The 15476-nt window shown below is 36.5% G+C and carries 17 protein-coding genes and 1 pseudogene; 2 read left to right on the top strand and 16 right to left on the bottom strand.

What is annotated here, in order from left to right; all coding sequences use genetic code 11:
- Positions 1–2: 2 nt before the first annotated feature.
- From AB1284_RS03910 to AB1284_RS03900, 3 genes are all read right to left on the bottom strand, one after another.
- Positions 3–1280 (bottom strand): DUF5667 domain-containing protein, encoded by a 1278-nt coding sequence (locus AB1284_RS03910; RefSeq protein ID WP_429751496.1) that lies wholly within the window; start codon positions 1278–1280, stop codon positions 3–5.
- Positions 1281–1449: 169 nt separating this feature from the next.
- The gene (locus tag AB1284_RS03905; protein WP_429751498.1) at positions 1450–1875 is read right to left on the bottom strand and encodes a VOC family protein; all 426 of its coding nucleotides are present in this window, start codon (positions 1873–1875) and stop codon (positions 1450–1452) included.
- Positions 1876–1962: 87 nt separating this feature from the next.
- Positions 1963–2463 (bottom strand): DUF1648 domain-containing protein, encoded by a 501-nt coding sequence (locus AB1284_RS03900; RefSeq protein WP_429751499.1) that lies wholly within the window; start codon positions 2461–2463, stop codon positions 1963–1965.
- Positions 2464–2605: 142 nt separating this feature from the next.
- Here AB1284_RS03900 and AB1284_RS03895 point away from each other — a divergent pair, with 142 nt between their 5' ends.
- Entirely contained in the window at positions 2606–2821 is a 216-nt protein-coding gene (locus tag AB1284_RS03895; protein WP_429751501.1) for a spore germination protein, read from the top strand.
- A 120-nt stretch (positions 2822–2941) separates the two neighbouring features.
- On the opposite strand, the gene AB1284_RS03890 is transcribed toward AB1284_RS03895, so the two are convergent.
- Positions 2942–4198, bottom strand: a complete 1257-nt coding sequence (locus AB1284_RS03890) for a M48 family metallopeptidase (RefSeq protein WP_429751502.1) — start codon at positions 4196–4198, stop codon at positions 2942–2944.
- A gap of 153 nt (positions 4199–4351) precedes the next feature.
- Here AB1284_RS03890 and AB1284_RS03885 point away from each other — a divergent pair, with 153 nt between their 5' ends.
- A complete protein-coding gene (locus AB1284_RS03885; RefSeq protein ID WP_429751504.1) occupies positions 4352–4936 on the top strand; it encodes an SCO family protein in 585 nt (194 codons plus the stop codon).
- Positions 4937–4978: 42 nt separating this feature from the next.
- Here AB1284_RS03885 and AB1284_RS03880 read toward each other — a convergent pair whose 3' ends face one another.
- The 12 genes and pseudogenes from AB1284_RS03880 to AB1284_RS03825 all read right to left on the bottom strand — a co-directional run bounded on the left by AB1284_RS03880 (position 4979) and on the right by AB1284_RS03825 (position 14940).
- Entirely contained in the window at positions 4979–5884 is a 906-nt protein-coding gene (locus AB1284_RS03880; protein WP_429751506.1) for an AraC family transcriptional regulator, read from the bottom strand.
- A gap of 214 nt (positions 5885–6098) precedes the next feature.
- On the bottom strand, positions 6099–6287 hold the full coding sequence (locus AB1284_RS03875) for a hypothetical protein (protein ID WP_429751508.1): 189 nt from the start codon (positions 6285–6287) through the stop codon (positions 6099–6101).
- A gap of 53 nt (positions 6288–6340) precedes the next feature.
- The gene (locus AB1284_RS03870) at positions 6341–6589 is read right to left on the bottom strand and encodes a DUF4176 domain-containing protein (protein WP_429751509.1); all 249 of its coding nucleotides are present in this window, start codon (positions 6587–6589) and stop codon (positions 6341–6343) included.
- 410 nt (positions 6590–6999) lie between these two features.
- Complete coding sequence (locus AB1284_RS03865) at positions 7000–7191, bottom strand: hypothetical protein (RefSeq protein WP_429751511.1); 192 nt, start codon at positions 7189–7191, stop codon at positions 7000–7002.
- A 1-nt stretch (position 7192) separates the two neighbouring features.
- Complete coding sequence (locus tag AB1284_RS03860; RefSeq protein ID WP_429751513.1) at positions 7193–8449, bottom strand: T7SS effector LXG polymorphic toxin; 1257 nt, start codon at positions 8447–8449, stop codon at positions 7193–7195.
- Positions 8446–8808, bottom strand: a complete 363-nt coding sequence (locus AB1284_RS03855) for a DUF3958 family protein (RefSeq protein ID WP_429751514.1) — start codon at positions 8806–8808, stop codon at positions 8446–8448. The genes AB1284_RS03860 and AB1284_RS03855 overlap by 4 nt, the downstream gene beginning before the upstream one ends.
- 76 nt (positions 8809–8884) lie before the next feature.
- A pseudogene (locus AB1284_RS03850) lies at positions 8885–9154 on the bottom strand (TIGR04197 family type VII secretion effector); the annotation flags it as partial.
- Positions 9155–9766: 612 nt separating this feature from the next.
- The gene (locus tag AB1284_RS03845; RefSeq protein WP_429751516.1) at positions 9767–10702 is read right to left on the bottom strand and encodes an ATP-grasp domain-containing protein; all 936 of its coding nucleotides are present in this window, start codon (positions 10700–10702) and stop codon (positions 9767–9769) included.
- A 146-nt stretch (positions 10703–10848) separates the two neighbouring features.
- A complete protein-coding gene (locus AB1284_RS03840; RefSeq protein ID WP_429751518.1) occupies positions 10849–11922 on the bottom strand; it encodes a sulfate/molybdate ABC transporter ATP-binding protein in 1074 nt (357 codons plus the stop codon).
- A gap of 25 nt (positions 11923–11947) precedes the next feature.
- Entirely contained in the window at positions 11948–12805 is an 858-nt protein-coding gene (gene cysW / locus AB1284_RS03835) for a sulfate ABC transporter permease subunit CysW (RefSeq protein ID WP_429751520.1), read from the bottom strand.
- A gap of 15 nt (positions 12806–12820) precedes the next feature.
- The gene (cysT, locus tag AB1284_RS03830; protein WP_429751522.1) at positions 12821–13663 is read right to left on the bottom strand and encodes a sulfate ABC transporter permease subunit CysT; all 843 of its coding nucleotides are present in this window, start codon (positions 13661–13663) and stop codon (positions 12821–12823) included.
- A 230-nt stretch (positions 13664–13893) separates the two neighbouring features.
- Positions 13894–14940 carry a sulfate ABC transporter substrate-binding protein gene (locus AB1284_RS03825; protein WP_429751524.1) on the bottom strand — a complete coding sequence of 349 codons (1047 nt, stop codon included), beginning with the start codon at positions 14938–14940 and terminating at the stop codon, positions 13894–13896.
- Between the last annotated feature and the right edge of the window lie 536 nt (positions 14941–15476).

The raw sequence follows: 15476 nt of genomic DNA, 5'->3' as shown, positions 1-15476 counted from the left end.
TCTTACTGCTTTTCTTTGTGCTTGTCTTCTTGCTTGTCGTGACCAACCTTTTTACCGTTGTCTTGATGATCATTATTTCCTTGATGATCATCCTTTTTGTTTGATTGCTCATGCTTCTCATGGGAAACAGCCGGTTTATGTGCTGGTTGTGCCGGTTGTGCTGCGTGCGCTGGCTGTGCCGGTTGTGCTGGCTGTGCCGGTTGTGCTGCTTGTTCTGATTGCGCTGCTTGTTCTGGTTGTGTTGCTTGTTCTGGCTGTGTCGGTTGTGCCGGTTGTGCTGGTTGTGCCGGTTGTGCTGGTTGTGCTGGTTGTGCTGGTTGTGCTGGTTGTGCTGGTTGTGCTGGTTGTGCTGGTTGTGCTGGTTGTGCTGGTTGTGCTGGTTGTGCTGGTTGTGCTGGTTGTGCTGGTTGTGCTGGTTGTGCTGGTTGTGCTGGTTGTGCTGGCGTTACTTCTGTATTTTGATCTGCTTTCTTGCTTTCTTTTGCAATAGCAGTTGCTTGTTTTTCTTGCGCTTTCTCTATTTTAGCTGCAATCTTTGAAAAACTTTTCTCCAGATTTTTAGTAATTGCTGCTTTTGCTTTCGGATTTTTCACTTTATCAAGCACTTTTGCTAATGCTTCGATGTTGTTTCCAATATGTACTTTTACTTTTTCCGTCTCGCTTTTTTCTTTGTTAGCAGGTTTTTTTGCTTCTTCTTTCTTTACATCAGTAGCTTTTTCTTCTGTTTTCTTTTCGTCAGTTGACTTTTCTGTTTCTTCTTTCTTTACATCAGCAGACTTCTCTGCTTCTGTTTTCTCTTTGTCAGCAGGCTTTTCTGTTTCTTCTTTCTTTACTTCAGTAGATTTCTCTGCTTCTGTTTTCTTTTCGTCAGTTGACTTTTCTGTTTCTTCTTTCTTTACTTCAGTAGACTTCTCTGCTTCTGTTTTCTCGTCTCCTGAAAGCTTATCTGCTTTTTCTAAGTCTTCCGCTGCTTTTTCTAATGTATCTTGTGTAAGATCATCTTTTCCCTTAGTGTTTAATACATCAGCTTCAGCAATTCGTTCCGCAGCTTGCTCAGACAATAACTTCGCCTTTGCTAAATCGTTTGTCGCAAGAGCCATTTTAATATCTTCCACCATCGTTTTCACAAAATAAAAGAAATCGCCTTGTACTAAAGATGGTTTTTCTGTTTCCGTTGTTTTTACCGCGTCTTTGTTTTCAGCATACGCTGCTGTCCCCATTAGAAACGGGCTGCATGCCATCATAGTTACCATAGAGCCTTTTAATAGTATCTTTTTCATGTTATTTTTCCTCCATTTGCTTTCTTCACTAATACATATTCGGAGGGAATGTAAATTTTATAGGGGTTAAAAAAATATTTTTTTATAAAAAACAATTATTTCAAACAGAAAAAGCTGACATTTCGTCAACTTTTTCATAGCTTCATATGTAAAAATACTCACAATCATTTTATGCCGTTTCATCCCACACCGACCAAGCAGCTTCGAACATATTTCCATCTAAATCCCAAAAATAAAAATACTTAGCTTCGTTATTTCCTAGTGTTACAATTTCTTCTACTCTTACATCTTTTTCTTGTAAAGCACGGTACGTCTTTTCAATGTTAAAACAGTTCATCGAAAAAATGGGAAACGGTAAATCATTTCGTACATATTGACCTGCTGGTTCATTTTCTGTTTCAAATAGTAAGAGCGCAACTTTCCGTAATCCTCCAAAGTGAAATACCGCTACTTCTGAATTTTTATATTCTTTTCGATCAACAAATTGTGCTTTTCGCTCTAGACCTAATACGCGTTCATACCATTTCACTGCTTTTTCAAGATTTCTTACCGGAACATAAACATGACCCACTCTACTAAATAAATCTTTTTCCATAAAACCTTCCTCTCTTTCTATTTTTCGTAATTTATATTCTCTGACCGAACGTTAGCTCCCTTTAAAAAGAACAAAAAAATTACTCTTTTAAGGAGTAATTTTTTCTACCATCCGTAAACTTCTAACTATATAAAATATCATTGTACTAAATAATACAATGAGAAATATAACAAGGGAAACAATAGAAAACCCAACTTCTCTTTGCATAGCAAATTGTGCATTTTCCCAAGTACTATATACGCCAAATATAATAATCTCAAGTTGTAACCACCCTAATAATGTACGCGAGTGAATATATAATCGCTGTTTTTGTTCTTCTGTAACATGAGGAGGGTAATTAAATAACTCAGGAAAACGAATTAAAACATGAAATAAGATATATAATCCTAGACCAATAATCGGATGAATAAAAATATTCCCTCTTCCGCCAAATCCATCCGCTTCTCCGTTAAATCCGAAATGAGTTGGAATCGTATGTGATAAAGATGACCAAATGAATCCAATATATACAAGCATCCCAACTATTCCAATAAGTGACAAACCATCTAGCCACCTTTCAAGATTTGTTTTCGCAACAATCTTTTTCATCCCTATCCCCCCTTACTCTTTTCATTTTACTATATTTTCCATAATTAAAAGAAGAATATCTTATTCTTATTTTTCATAAACAATCTTTATTTTTTTATAAACAGCATACAATGAGAATAAAAATAAAATAGAGGTGAAGACCATGCCCGCAATTGTTGACAGCATTATCATTTCAAATTGTAAGGGGAATGTAAATTTAGGTGACAAATACAATGTAACTCCTCTATTCCGAAATAAAGAATATCATGGTTCTGGATCATCAAATACAGCAAAAACATTAAAAGTTTTTAATGGGATTAGTACCGCAAATGTATTTGATAATGATCTAAGTGATCAAGATACAAAATTTACACTGTAACAAGAAAAGAACAAGTAGATTCTAATAGACATCTACTTGTTCTTTTCAAATTTTGGTCTTAATAAAATAAAACTTCCCTCACTGGGGTAATGCGTGACAAACAATTGCTGCTCTTAACAATTATTTCTTCTTATATTCCTCAAACGTATGAATTCTCTCAAAAATTGGCGGATGCGTATACAAGAAAAATTTCACCAAAGCCGGTGGATTCACTTGACTTAAACTCGTCTTTGATAAATATTGAAATGTTTTGACCCCCGACTGATTATCCTTCGTCATGTCTAATGCATATTGATCAGCCGCTCTCTCTTCAATGCGCGATACGTAATTTGTCGCAGGACTTACCGCAAAGGAAAGCATAGAAGATACAAGGAAAAATAGTGGTAAAACTGAGAAACTGGCTACTTTAGAAATATGCAGTGTATCTCCCCACTTACGAATACACGCTTGAATAATGCGGTAAATGAGATACATGCCAACGAAAGTTAAGACAATATAACTTCCAACACCCCAATATATATGCTTCATCACGTAATGACCCATTTCATGCGCCATAATAAATAATATCTCTTTATCTTTTAACTGCTCGAGCGTTGTATCCCATAAAACGATGCGAGAATTTGAACCAATCCCCGTTACATATGCATTTAACGCGTTTGTTTTCTCTGACATATTCACTTCATACACATGCTCCGCTGGAATCTTTGCTTTATCTGCTAATGTTAATATCTTTTTTTCGAGCTCCTTATTATGCAGCGTAGAAAAATGATTATATAGCGGATCAATAACGACCGGCTGAATGAACGTTAAAAAGATAGTAAATGGAACTGAAAGCGCCCAGCCATATAGCCACCAACGCTTCGGATATTTTTTAATCAGCCATAATAGCACAGAAACAACGAGAAACATAAGCAAAAAGTTTATCCAGAAATCCAGTACATGTTCCTTTATCCAATTTGCTGTTGATTGTGTAGAAATACCATAATCAACAGACACTTGGTGACTAATCCATTGCAACGGCAATGCTAGCGCTGTTGTCACTAACGATAAATAAAACAAGTAAATCGCAATTTGTAGTACCCGTACTTTCGTTGTCTCTTTCGCCCATTTTTCAAACCGCTTTGATACACCAAAAACAAGTACGAATAATAAAACAACCCATTGCAGCGGCGTCGCTAAGAAAAATAATAAATTTTTTACTCGAGAATAATCTTGGCTAAGCGTCAGCTCCCTTGCGTTCATAAATGTTGCTGGATCTGCACTCGTTCCTTTGTACATTTCTGGTACCATCTCATGATTCCATCCAAACAAGTACCAATATATAAATAAAGCAAATAGGGCATACAAAAAAAGTGTCCACCTTATAACTTTTCGCATATTTTTTCCTCCTCATCGCTGCCTGTCTATTATTATTGTAGTTCGTTCCTCAAAAAATAGAACAAGCTAATCCGATGAATTGTCATGTAATATTCACTCATCCCCCCTTACTTTTCAGATTTTTCTTATAAAATAAAATTGGGAGGGATTGGTATGAAAAAACTGTATATTACTTTTACGTTAGGACTTATTATTGCAATCGGTATTGGTATTTTTTATTTTACCAGTTACCAAAAAGCATCAGCAGAGATGCCAAAAGGAATTATCATGGAGGATGTAAATGGAACAGCGGTATCATTTGATATGCTGCCAAAAAAATTAAAATTAGTAGAGTTTATGTATACAAAATGTCCGGATATTTGTCCTGTTACAACATATAAAATGAAACATTTACGAGATGAACTTGTGAAAGAGAAAGTTTTCGGAACAAAAATCGAATTTATTACAATTACCATTGATCCGAAATATGATACGAAAGAAGTGCTAGAAAATTACTCCAAAACGTTTGATATGAAACAAACGAAAGGTTGGCATTTGCTGCGTGGTGATGAAGAAGAAACGAAACAACTAGCCGAATCTTTTAACTTCCGCTACCGTGATCCTGGAAGCGGTCTTTACATTCATACTTCAAATTCTTATCTACTAGATAAAAACAATCATTTAATCGAAGTATTTGGCATGGGAGAGCGAGGGTTTGATAGTAAGAAAGTATTGGAGAAAATTAAAGAGGCAATGTAAAAAAGTTTCCTAGCATCTAGGAAACTTTTTTTATGTGTACCTTTACTTTTTCTTTTGAACTGGCAGCCAAATCTCAAGTTGTACAAGATCGTGCTTATCAGCATGAGAGCGCTCATCGTATAATTCAAACTCGACAACGCCGGAATGCTCATAGCCAGAATGCGGGAACCACTCTGTAAAGATTGCATTCCACGTTTGCTGAATCGATGGTACCATTTCTTCCTCGGGAACTTTTGGTGTTGTAAATACAGCGTACGTTGCTTCAGGGAATGTGCGGCACGTCAACTCACTTGATACACCATCAAAGCTTGTTACTTCCATTCCAATAATATACGTAATCTCACCTGTTTCCAAATTAAAATCCGTACACATCCCTAACTCAACGAACTCATTCGTATGCTTACGGTTTGGAATGTTTTCCGACAAATTATTTTGCAAATAATGTTGCCACATCGCTGGAATATCTGTTAGATTTTTTCCGTCTTTACCCGTTGTCTTCATTTCATATCCAATTACTTGAAAAGCTGGCTTTGTTTCTATACGAAATTCCATTTTGATTCCCCCTAAATACGGATTAAATTTGCGCTGCATTACATTCACTTTGGAATATAACGGCGTTCGAATCTCTTGCTTTCGATATGCACTCGGCGTCATATGAAACAGCTTTTTGAAGGCGCGTGTGAACGTTTCATGAGATTGAAAGCCATGCTCTAATGCAATATCAAGAATTTTCTCCTCTGTATGAGAAAGCTGATAAGCTGCCCGGGCTAGCCTTCTCTTTCGTACATACTCCATCACAGAGTCTCCTACGAGTGCTTGAAACACGCGGTGGAAATGAAACTCCGAAAATCCTGCAACGCGAGCAAGATTCGCTAACGTTTGCTTTTCCATCACATCTTCTTCAATATAATCTATTACCTTTTGAATTTGTATTTCATAGCTTCCCATCTCTGTTCACCTGCCTTATATGTATTATGATAAAGGGAACTGGCGTTTCCTTCTTGATGTTTTTTGCTTTTATTATATGAAATTTTGTAACTTTTTTGAAATAAATTCGTTGTTATAGATGAGGAGTTTTTTATTGTTAAGTATGTATTAGTGGTTGGGATTGATATGATAAAACCTCTGTCAATAATTTAACAGAGGTTTTATCTTTCCTAATTTATTTTGCTCTCTTCTTTTTTAGGCTTCTAAATATAATCTCTAACGTTACTAATGAGATGAATCCTATAGATAGTTGTAAACCTGTAAAGAGAAGTTTATCATTTTGAGGAATGTCAGACGCACTCCACATCAATACAGGTGGAAAAAGTATACCAATGATTACAAGAATTCTCACTATCTTGCTCATTTTATTTTTCTCCTATCATATTTTTAGAAGCTATATTTCTTTTTTGAACTTATTTACATTTCTAATAACTTTTCACGTAATACTAACTCACTTTCATTCATATAACCTCTATGCATCTCCTCCACAATCCTATCATGATTAAAGCATAATACTTTTTCATCACCTAAATAACCAATAGGATAAGGAACACCTACATAGTCAAAATCACGTTTATCTGCTGAGACGACCATTCTTCCAATAATCATAATGATTGGTTCTACATCTTTGAGTTTAACTACTGAACCGATAGGTAATAGTTTCATTTTATATTCTCCCTCTGTTTTTTAAATTGGTTATTTCCCCCAACAGGCAGTATTCATAATACAATTTTATAAAAACAGCTGTAATAAGTCTCTTTTTTAACTGTTCTAAACATCTTCTCCATATGTTCTAAATTTCATAAATACGCCACTATAAAAATATTTCACCACTAAGTTAATAAATCATAGAGTTTTATTGTTTTTTCCTATTTTTATGTATCTAAATATATGTTCTAACAATATTATCAAAGTAAACCCCACAGATAATTGGATATCTGTAAAGATGATCTTTTCTTTTTGAAAAGCGGCGGGGATAATCCATATATCACCATAATAAGGATGAATATCCCAATAATGATAATGATTTTTAACGATTTTCTCATGTCTTGCTTTCTCTCATCTTATAGTAAAGCTTATTTATTCTTAATTTTATTAAATATCCATTCATACAATTTATTAGTACTAAGTGCGAATACTCCTAGAATAATAACAAAAATAATAAATAAAATCTTTTTAGGTAATTCATAGGGAGATATAATAGCAACTATAAGAAATATAGCAATTGCAACATATGTAATAATCTTCCCCGCCTTAAATGGCTCCATGTTATTTTTCCTCCTCTGGTTTTTCAAATTTAATAAAGCCGCCCAAACCGAAACCTTCTCCTGGTCCAACATATCCACCCGTTTCTCGTCCAAAACGAAGTTTGTAACCGAATGACCCTAAACCCAATTCTCCTGTTGCTATTACATCTTTATCTCCTATGAACGGAATAAATTCTGGAATATGAAAGAGATTTAACGCTACTTCGTACTTATTTGTAGTAAGCTCAGCTTCGGTTTTCAGTGTATATTGTTCCACACCAGATGCGAAATTTCCCTCGAAAAACTTTTGGGTAATTGTAATATCCTTCATAAAAACACCAATAGGAGTAAGAATAGGAGCTTGTATTTTATATGAATTCTCTAGAGCAGAGCCTTCTATTTTTCCACCAATAATATTCCCTGCAAATAAATCATCCTTGGCAGCGTCAAAAGAATAAGGGAGATTTATGTCTATTTTTCCAGATAAAGCCTTCATGTTAAACTCTCCATTTTCTCCGACACTATTTTTCACATCTGCTACAGTACCCTCTAAAGTTCCACCTACTCGATCTCCATCTTTCCATTCTGCTTTACCTTGTAAAAACTTCACATTTTTTTGAGAATTTAGTTTATCAGCTTTCCGCAGTTTATCAGCTTTCCGCGCTTTATCTTCTGTAATTTTTTGAATAGATGCCGTCCACCCCATATTCAACTCTTGCGTACTAAATGTACCGCTGGTGGCATTAAAACCTTTTCCACTTTGAACTTCCGCAAGACCTTGAGCGACGCTAGCGGCTAGTTGAAGTGCTGTATCATAATTATCACTAGATGTTTGATTGAATTCATACAGACGTTTTAGCAATTCTTCAAGCTTTCGTTTCATCGCATAATAAACCTGTAGCATCGCCTGCACACCTGGCATGTTTTCACTTATTGCTTCCAGCGCTGCTATCATTTGCTCAAGCTCTTTAATTTGTTTTAGTACTTTTTGTTCGATAACATCTGTCGAAGCGACTTGTGATTGAAAATTATTCGGAAAAGCATCGTTTTGGCGAATTAATTCTTCACACAAATAAATAATCCCTTGAGCTAAAGGACGAAAGGTTTGTGCAAAGAATGTTTTTGCACTATCATAAGTTTGTCCTTGCAAAACAGCATCGAATACAAAAGCATCAATTGAATTGATGACTTGTTCCATCCCTTGAATGATGGCAATACACATATCATTCATACTTTTTGTTTGGGTTTGTACTTCCCCTAGGTACATATCTAAACTCATGAATTCACTTCCCGTGCTAAGTTTTGCCTTTGATAATAAAGGTCGTTTTCTAGATCACTCAAGTTTTTTTTCTCTTTTAGCAACGTTTCTTTTTTGTCTTCCAATTCATAGGTGAGTTTTCGTTCGATTTGTTGTGCATCTTGACGCATATTGTGAAAGAAATGTCTCAGTTCTCTATCGTTGTGCCAAGTTTCTAAAATGCCGTCAAACAAACGGCAGCTTCGACCTTTCCATTCATAAAAATCTGCTTCCATTTGTTCTTGCCTTTGAATCGCGAGTTGATTTTGATGTTGTTCTTCGGATAGACTTCTTAATTTGTGATTCAGTTGATCAACCTGTTTTTCGAGACCTTGATTCATCTTTTCCCTCCTACTTTTTCGCGTTTGTGTAGGTTGCCATATCGGCTAAAGGATCTTTTCTGAAAGGAGCATGATTAAAATTCTTTTGAAGTTCGTTATCCATACGCTCAAACTCTTGGGCTGCAGAATGAATGTTGTTAACCCCTTGTTGAAAGGCAGCATAAAATTGCTTGGTTAAGTCTAAGGTTTGTTGATTGACTTCTTGTGCTTTGGAGTTAACAGACAATGTTGTACGTTCCGACTTGGTTATGGATTTATTTGTCGCATTTTGAATCGAATCAGAAGCCGTCCCCATTTGCGTAGCGATTTGTTCTGCCGTTTGAAAATTACTTTGAAATTGTCCCATCGCTTGCATCCTCTCCATCTTTTGAATAAATCCTTGCAACTTATCCTTGGTAAATCCCTTCTCTAAGCGATTCAAAATATATTCGAGCTTAGGATTCACACTTATATTGACGGTTTGTTTTGCTTGTTATCCCAATTCATTGAGAGGCTATGTATTCTGTTTGATTATATAATTCTTTATATACCTAAGGTGTATTTTACATTTCTCACTGTCTTTACCTCCTGTTACAAACATGCAGGCCTTATCTTTCCTTGTATCATACCAACCCTTCTTTATATACCAATTAACATGTAAATTATACCATATTTGAATAATACTAGCTTGTGTAAATTTACATCATAATAAATCCAAAGATAGTAGATAGTCCAAAACAGAATAGGTACCAAGAATACATAATATCGTCTATCTGCTGAAAGATAATAAAGTAAGAACAGTGCAATGATAAGAGCCGGAACTAATAGTATAAAATACTTTTTTTTGTGCATTTTCTCACTCCCTCCAAACGAGTATTCCTTTATTTTCGAGCTTTCATTTTAATCAAATATCAATAGAATTATGTGCCATAGCTAATAGAAAAGAAAGCTGCCTATCAGCAGCTTTCCTCTTTATCTATTATAATTTCCCTAATTCACTACCAAGAAATTTCGCAATCTCTAACATACCGTATTTGCCAACAACTGCTTCAGCGTCAGCATTATAGTTTGTGTTCGTATTAATATCATAAGTGAAAATTTCACCATCAGCATTTCGAATGAACTCAATGCCAGCGATCGCTATATCGTTAGCAGCCAAAACTGCTTCATATTTTTGAATAATTGGGTCGTTAAATCCTTCAATGATTTGAAACTTCGGTTTTTCCGGAGCTTTCTCTCCAACTGGACAGAACAAATCGCCAATTTGACAAGCATCAGCTGGGCATAATTCAAAACCTTTTGATGTATCTACTTGTACGGCATACACAAACTTTCCGCCCACAAACTCGCAACGCGTAATATAAGGCTCAGGAGCTTGAATATATTCTTGAATCAGTGTAATACCATCTACTGGCTCTTCAAAAGCTGCACTTTCTACATAATCTTTTAAAGAAGCAACAGACTGGAACAGTTGAACCCCTAATCCTTTTCCAGCACGGTTATGCTTCGTAATAAATGGACGTCCTTCAAATTGAGCTGCCGCTTCTATAATATGCCCCTTCCCAACAGCCGCAATTGTCTTTGGTGTACGAATTCCTTGAGCGTTTAGTGCCATATATTGTGCAACTTTACTTACTTCAAGCTGCAATGCTCTGCTTCCGTTGAACACCTTTCGATTATGTCGTTCTAACCAAGCAAGTACAGCAGCAGTAAGCTCCGGTGCAAAACGGTGATCTCTCGTATGAGAAGAAGCGCTCATTCGGTTATAAAATACACCTTCTGGCGGAACAGCAGAAAGATCAACAATCCCTTCGTCTAAATGCCATTCTTCATATGGAAGTCCAAGTTCTTCCAACCTTTTTATAAGATGAGTTGTCCACTCTTTATTTTCATGAATAATGTGAATTTTCCCCACAAAAATACCCTCTTTCTAGATGTAATAGTTTCATTATACTATTTTTACTACTCAGCAAAATAATAATTTTGCGATAAAATTATAGCATAAATAAAAAACGAAAGATGACAAAGCATCTTTCGTTTTTTACTAAATGAATAGCTAATTTAAATCACAAAATCCTCTGGAACAAACACTTTCACTTCTTTCGGGCGCACATATACGACCTCGCCTGCCCGAACATGTAACTGTGCAAACTGCTCCTTGCCTACTTCCGCTTCTAAGTACTCTTCCGTTCCTAAACGCTGCAATTCAATATATACAACCGGACCGACTGCATGTATATATGTTACTCTTGCTTGAATTGCATCTTCACTTTGTTTTGTACGTTCAATAGACAACTGATGCGGACGCACATAGGCAATCGCATCTGTATCTGAAACATGCGTATGTTCCGGCGCCTCTAATTCAATAGATCCTAAATTCAGTTTTCCTTTATGAACACGACCATGAAATAAATTTACATTTCCAAGAAAGTCATATACAAATGGGCTAGCTGGATTATCATACACATCTTCTGGTGTCCCCATCTGTTCTATGCATCCTCCATTCATAACAACAATTCGATCGGCAACATCTAGCGCTTCCTCTTGGTCATGTGTAACAAACACACTTGTAATATGAAACTCATCATGTAATTTCCGGAGCCATCTCCGCAACTCTTTACGTACCTTTGCATCCAATGCACCAAACGGCTCATCTAGAAGCAAAATCTTTGGTTCAACTGCCAAAGCTCTTGCTAAGGCAACACGCTGCCTTTGACCACCTGATAATTGAGCGGGATAACGCGCCGCAAAACTATCCATCTTAACAAGTCTTAGTAACTCAAGAACCTTTTCTTCTATTTCTGCTGGAGACGGTCTTAATTTCTTTTTTCTTACTTTCAATCCAAAAGCCACATTTTCAAATACATTCATATGTTTAAAAAGAGCATAATGTTGAAACACAAAACCAACTTGTCGATTTTTCACATGAGTATGAGTTAAATCTTCCCCATCAAATAAGATTGACCCTTGATCTGCTTGTTCTAGCCCTGCAATAATTCGTAATAACGTCGTTTTCCCAGAACCAGATGGGCCTAACAGCGCAACGAGTTCCCCTTTCGGAATTTCTAAATTAATTTCCCGCAGAGCTTGAAACGTACCATATTGCTTCCATACATTATGAATTTGAATACTCACCCTATTCCATCTCCTTTCTTATCTATTAACGTCCTTTCCATTCAATCCAGTTCTTTATAATTAACGTAACAACCGCAAGCAGTGACATTAAAGAAGCAACGGCAAATGCAGCGGAAAATTGATATTCGTTATATAAAATTTCAATATGAAGCGGCATCGTATTCGTAACACCTCGCACATGTCCCGATACAACAGAAACGGCTCCAAATTCTCCAATCGCACGGGCATTACATAAAATTATGCCATATAGTAAACCCCATTTTATATTCGGCAGTGTAACGCGCAAAAACATTTTCCAGCCGCTTGCTCCTAGCGATAAAGCTGCCTCTTCTTCACTTGTACCTTGTGCCTCCATAACAGGAATTAATTCGCGGGCTACAAATGGGAATGTCACAAAAATAGTGGCAATTACAATACCAGGCACAGAAAAAATAAGCTTCACGCCATGCTCCATTAGCCATGCCCCTAGCTCACCGCGAGGCGTAAATAATAATACAAAAACTAACCCGGCAATAACCGGTGAAACAGCAAAGGGGAGTTCAATAAGCGATAAAAGAAGCTGTTTCCCTCTAAACCGAAATTTTGTAATAAGCCATGCTGCTGCCACACCAAATATCGTATTAAGCGGAACAACAATTAGAGCAACAATAATCGTTAGACGAATCGCAGAAAATGCTTCACTATCTGTAATTGCTGCAATGTACACATCTATTCCATGTTCAAATGCTTTCATGAAAATCGTAATTAACGGTAACAGAAGAAATAAAGATAAATATATAATTGTCACCGCAATCAAAATAATGCGGATTACTTTGGATTCTGCAATAGGTACAGGTGTCTGAACTGTTCTTTGTTTTATTGGTTTAAATAATGACGGTTCCATCCTTTCGTCCCCTTTCTATTCATTTCGCAATCCACGTTTTTGACTCCAGCCCTGAATGATATTAATAGTAAAAAGGAAGAAAAGAGAAACAATCAGCATAACAGCCGCCACGGCTGTCGCACCTGCATAATCATATTGCTCAAGTTTTGTCATAATCATCAGCGGAGCAATTTCTGTTTTGAACGGCATATTTCCGGCAATAAAGACAACAGATCCGTACTCCCCTAGCGCCCTTGAAAAAGCTAGCGAAAATCCTGCTAATAAAGCAGGGAAAATTTCTGGAAAAACAACCTTCCAAAATACTTGTAAACGTGCTGCTCCTAAACTGGCCGCTGCTTCTTCCACTTCCTTATCAATATTTTGTAATACAGGCTGAACCATGCGCACAACAAAGGGTAAGCCAATAAAAGTTAGGGCAACGATAATACCAAGTGGAGTAAAGGCTATTTTTATATGAAACACATCAAAAATTTTTCCAATCCAGCCGTTTTGAGAATACAAAGTAGTAAGCGTAATACCAGCAACAGCTGTTGGTAAAGCGAAAGGCAAATCAATTAATCCATCAAGCAGCCGTTTTCCCGGGAACGAGTAACGAACAAGTACCCAGGAAATTAATAGACCAAAACAAACATTTATAATCGCCGCTGCAAGTGAAGTTATAAAACTAATTTGATAAGCATGCAATACTCTTTCACTTGTGATAACTTGAAAGAATTTGCTCCATCCTAACTGAGAAGTTTGAATAAAAACGATAGATAATGGTATTAGGACAAACAAACTTACATATAACATCGTAAATCCAAGAGAAAGCCCAAATCCGGGTAAAATTTGCCGCTGCTTCCTACTCTTCTTCCTCACATTCTTTCACCTCATTGCGTCATCTATCTAAATCCATTTTAATGTTCCGACTCATAAGTTACTGCTATACAGCATGCAATATGATCGCTACTTGCTTGCTCCTTTTGTTTTAAACCTTGCATGTGGCAGGAAAAGGCCCCGACCGCTTCTATGCATGGCCAGATGCTCTCTTCCCCCTAAAAAGAAAGGGGTTCTTATGTCGGTTTTTAATTTGTATTTATATACTTCTATTATTTTTGATAGATTTTATCAAAGACACCCCCATCATTGAAATGCGTTTCTTGCGCTTTTTTCCACCCTCCAAACACTTCATCTACTGTAAACAATTGTACTTTCGGGAACTGTGATGCATATTTTTCAACTACCTTTTGATCTCGAGGACGGTAAAAGTTTTTTGCCGCAATCTCCTGTCCTTTCTCCGTATATAAATATTCGAGATATGCTTCCGCTACTTTACGTGTTCCCTTTTTATCAACCACTTTATCCACGACAGCCACTGGAGGTTCAGCAAGAATACTGATAGATGGTGTAACAATTTCAAACTTGTCTTTCCCCAGCTCTTTTTGTGATAGTAATGCCTCATTTTCCCAGGCGATAAGAACATCCCCAATCCCTTTCTCTACAAAGGTATTCGTTGCACCGCGCGCACCTGAGTCTAACACCGCTACATTTTTATATAGCTGACTTACAAATTCTTTTGCTTTTTCTTCACTATTGTTGTGCTTCTTTAATGCATATCCCCATGCCGCTAAATAGTTCCAGCGAGCTCCTCCTGATGTTTTTGGATTTGGTGTAACAACAGAAACCCCTTTCTTTGTTAAATCATCCCAATCTTTAATCCCTTTCGGATTTCCTTTTCGCACAAGAAATACGATAGTAGACGTGTATGGAGTTGAGTTATTAGAAAGACGTTTCTGCCAATCTTCAGATATCAGCTTCTTCTTGCTAATCGCGTCAATATCATATCCCAATGCCAGCGTCACAACATCTGCTTCTAGTCCATCAATGACTGAACGCGCTTGACTGCCTGAGCCTCCGTGAGATTGTTTCACGGTAACCGTCTCACCAGATTTTTCTTTCCAATACTTTGCAAAATCTTTGTTAAAATCTTGATACAATTCCCGAGTTGGATCATAAGATACATTTAAAAGTTCAATAGACTTTCCTGATTCCGATTTACTAGTAGATGTTGTCGAAGCACATCCTGATAACAGAAACAACGTCGATAACAAAACGCCCGCTCCCTTTGTAATTGATGTTTTCCCCCACAGCTTCATCTATGCCCCTCCTTGTTTTATACAATAGAAAAAAGGCACACAACCTTTTCACAAAGTGAACGTTGTGCGCCTTCAGTTTCTCTGATCAGCTTCTATTGTTTAACTTTTCAATTATTTCTCTTTATTCTAAATACACAATTCCTATATGTCAACTAAGAATTCAAACAATTATTAACAGAGTGATCTGAACAAACTCGAATGATTAACCTTACAAAAACGTAATGCGCATGTAATGAAATGCAATCGTTCTTTCTTTTTGTACTATGTTAAGAATTTTATACAGAGTTTAATTTGATTGAGAACACTTTGCAACAAACCTTATCCTTGATACAATTACTGTAAAAAATGAATTGTATGATTGGAGAGATAGATAATTAAAAAATTTTTAGTAGCTTTTCTTTATTCTTTAAGTAGCTTGATTATTTCAATGAATCTGTCAGGACTGATTATGTCTCCAAGTAAGATAGAGTGGCAGGATCTTTTAGGTTTTTCCATTCTACTAATAATTTATGGAGCACCCATCGTATTAACAGGCT

It is taken from the genome of Bacillus sp. S2(2024), from assembly GCF_050474045.1.
Lineage (GTDB): Bacteria > Bacillota > Bacilli > Bacillales > Bacillaceae_G > Bacillus_A > Bacillus_A yunxiaonensis.
The sequence above is the reverse complement of the archived record's forward strand: the minus strand, read 5'-3'. Positions and strand labels throughout refer to the sequence as shown.

What these genes read in the sequence shown, in the direction of transcription:
- AB1284_RS03910 (WP_429751496.1), bottom strand. Translation starts at nt 1,280, where the DNA reads ATGAAAAAGATACTATTAAAAGGCTCTATGGTAACTATGATGGCATGC.
- AB1284_RS03905 (WP_429751498.1), bottom strand. Translation starts at nt 1,875, where the DNA reads ATGGAAAAAGATTTATTTAGTAGAGTGGGTCATGTTTATGTTCCGGTA.
- AB1284_RS03900 (WP_429751499.1), bottom strand. Translation starts at nt 2,463, where the DNA reads ATGAAAAAGATTGTTGCGAAAACAAATCTTGAAAGGTGGCTAGATGGT.
- AB1284_RS03895 (WP_429751501.1), top strand. Translation starts at nt 2,606, where the DNA reads ATGCCCGCAATTGTTGACAGCATTATCATTTCAAATTGTAAGGGGAAT.
- AB1284_RS03890 (WP_429751502.1), bottom strand. Translation starts at nt 4,198, where the DNA reads ATGCGAAAAGTTATAAGGTGGACACTTTTTTTGTATGCCCTATTTGCT.
- AB1284_RS03885 (WP_429751504.1), top strand. Translation starts at nt 4,352, where the DNA reads ATGAAAAAACTGTATATTACTTTTACGTTAGGACTTATTATTGCAATC.
- AB1284_RS03880 (WP_429751506.1), bottom strand. Translation starts at nt 5,884, where the DNA reads ATGGGAAGCTATGAAATACAAATTCAAAAGGTAATAGATTATATTGAA.
- AB1284_RS03875 (WP_429751508.1), bottom strand. Translation starts at nt 6,287, where the DNA reads ATGAGCAAGATAGTGAGAATTCTTGTAATCATTGGTATACTTTTTCCA.
- AB1284_RS03870 (WP_429751509.1), bottom strand. Translation starts at nt 6,589, where the DNA reads ATGAAACTATTACCTATCGGTTCAGTAGTTAAACTCAAAGATGTAGAA.
- AB1284_RS03865 (WP_429751511.1), bottom strand. Translation starts at nt 7,191, where the DNA reads ATGGAGCCATTTAAGGCGGGGAAGATTATTACATATGTTGCAATTGCT.
- AB1284_RS03860 (WP_429751513.1), bottom strand. Translation starts at nt 8,449, where the DNA reads ATGAGTTTAGATATGTACCTAGGGGAAGTACAAACCCAAACAAAAAGT.
- AB1284_RS03855 (WP_429751514.1), bottom strand. Translation starts at nt 8,808, where the DNA reads ATGAATCAAGGTCTCGAAAAACAGGTTGATCAACTGAATCACAAATTA.
- cysW (WP_429751520.1), bottom strand. Translation starts at nt 12,805, where the DNA reads ATGGAACCGTCATTATTTAAACCAATAAAACAAAGAACAGTTCAGACA.
- AB1284_RS03825 (WP_429751524.1), bottom strand. Translation starts at nt 14,940, where the DNA reads ATGAAGCTGTGGGGGAAAACATCAATTACAAAGGGAGCGGGCGTTTTG.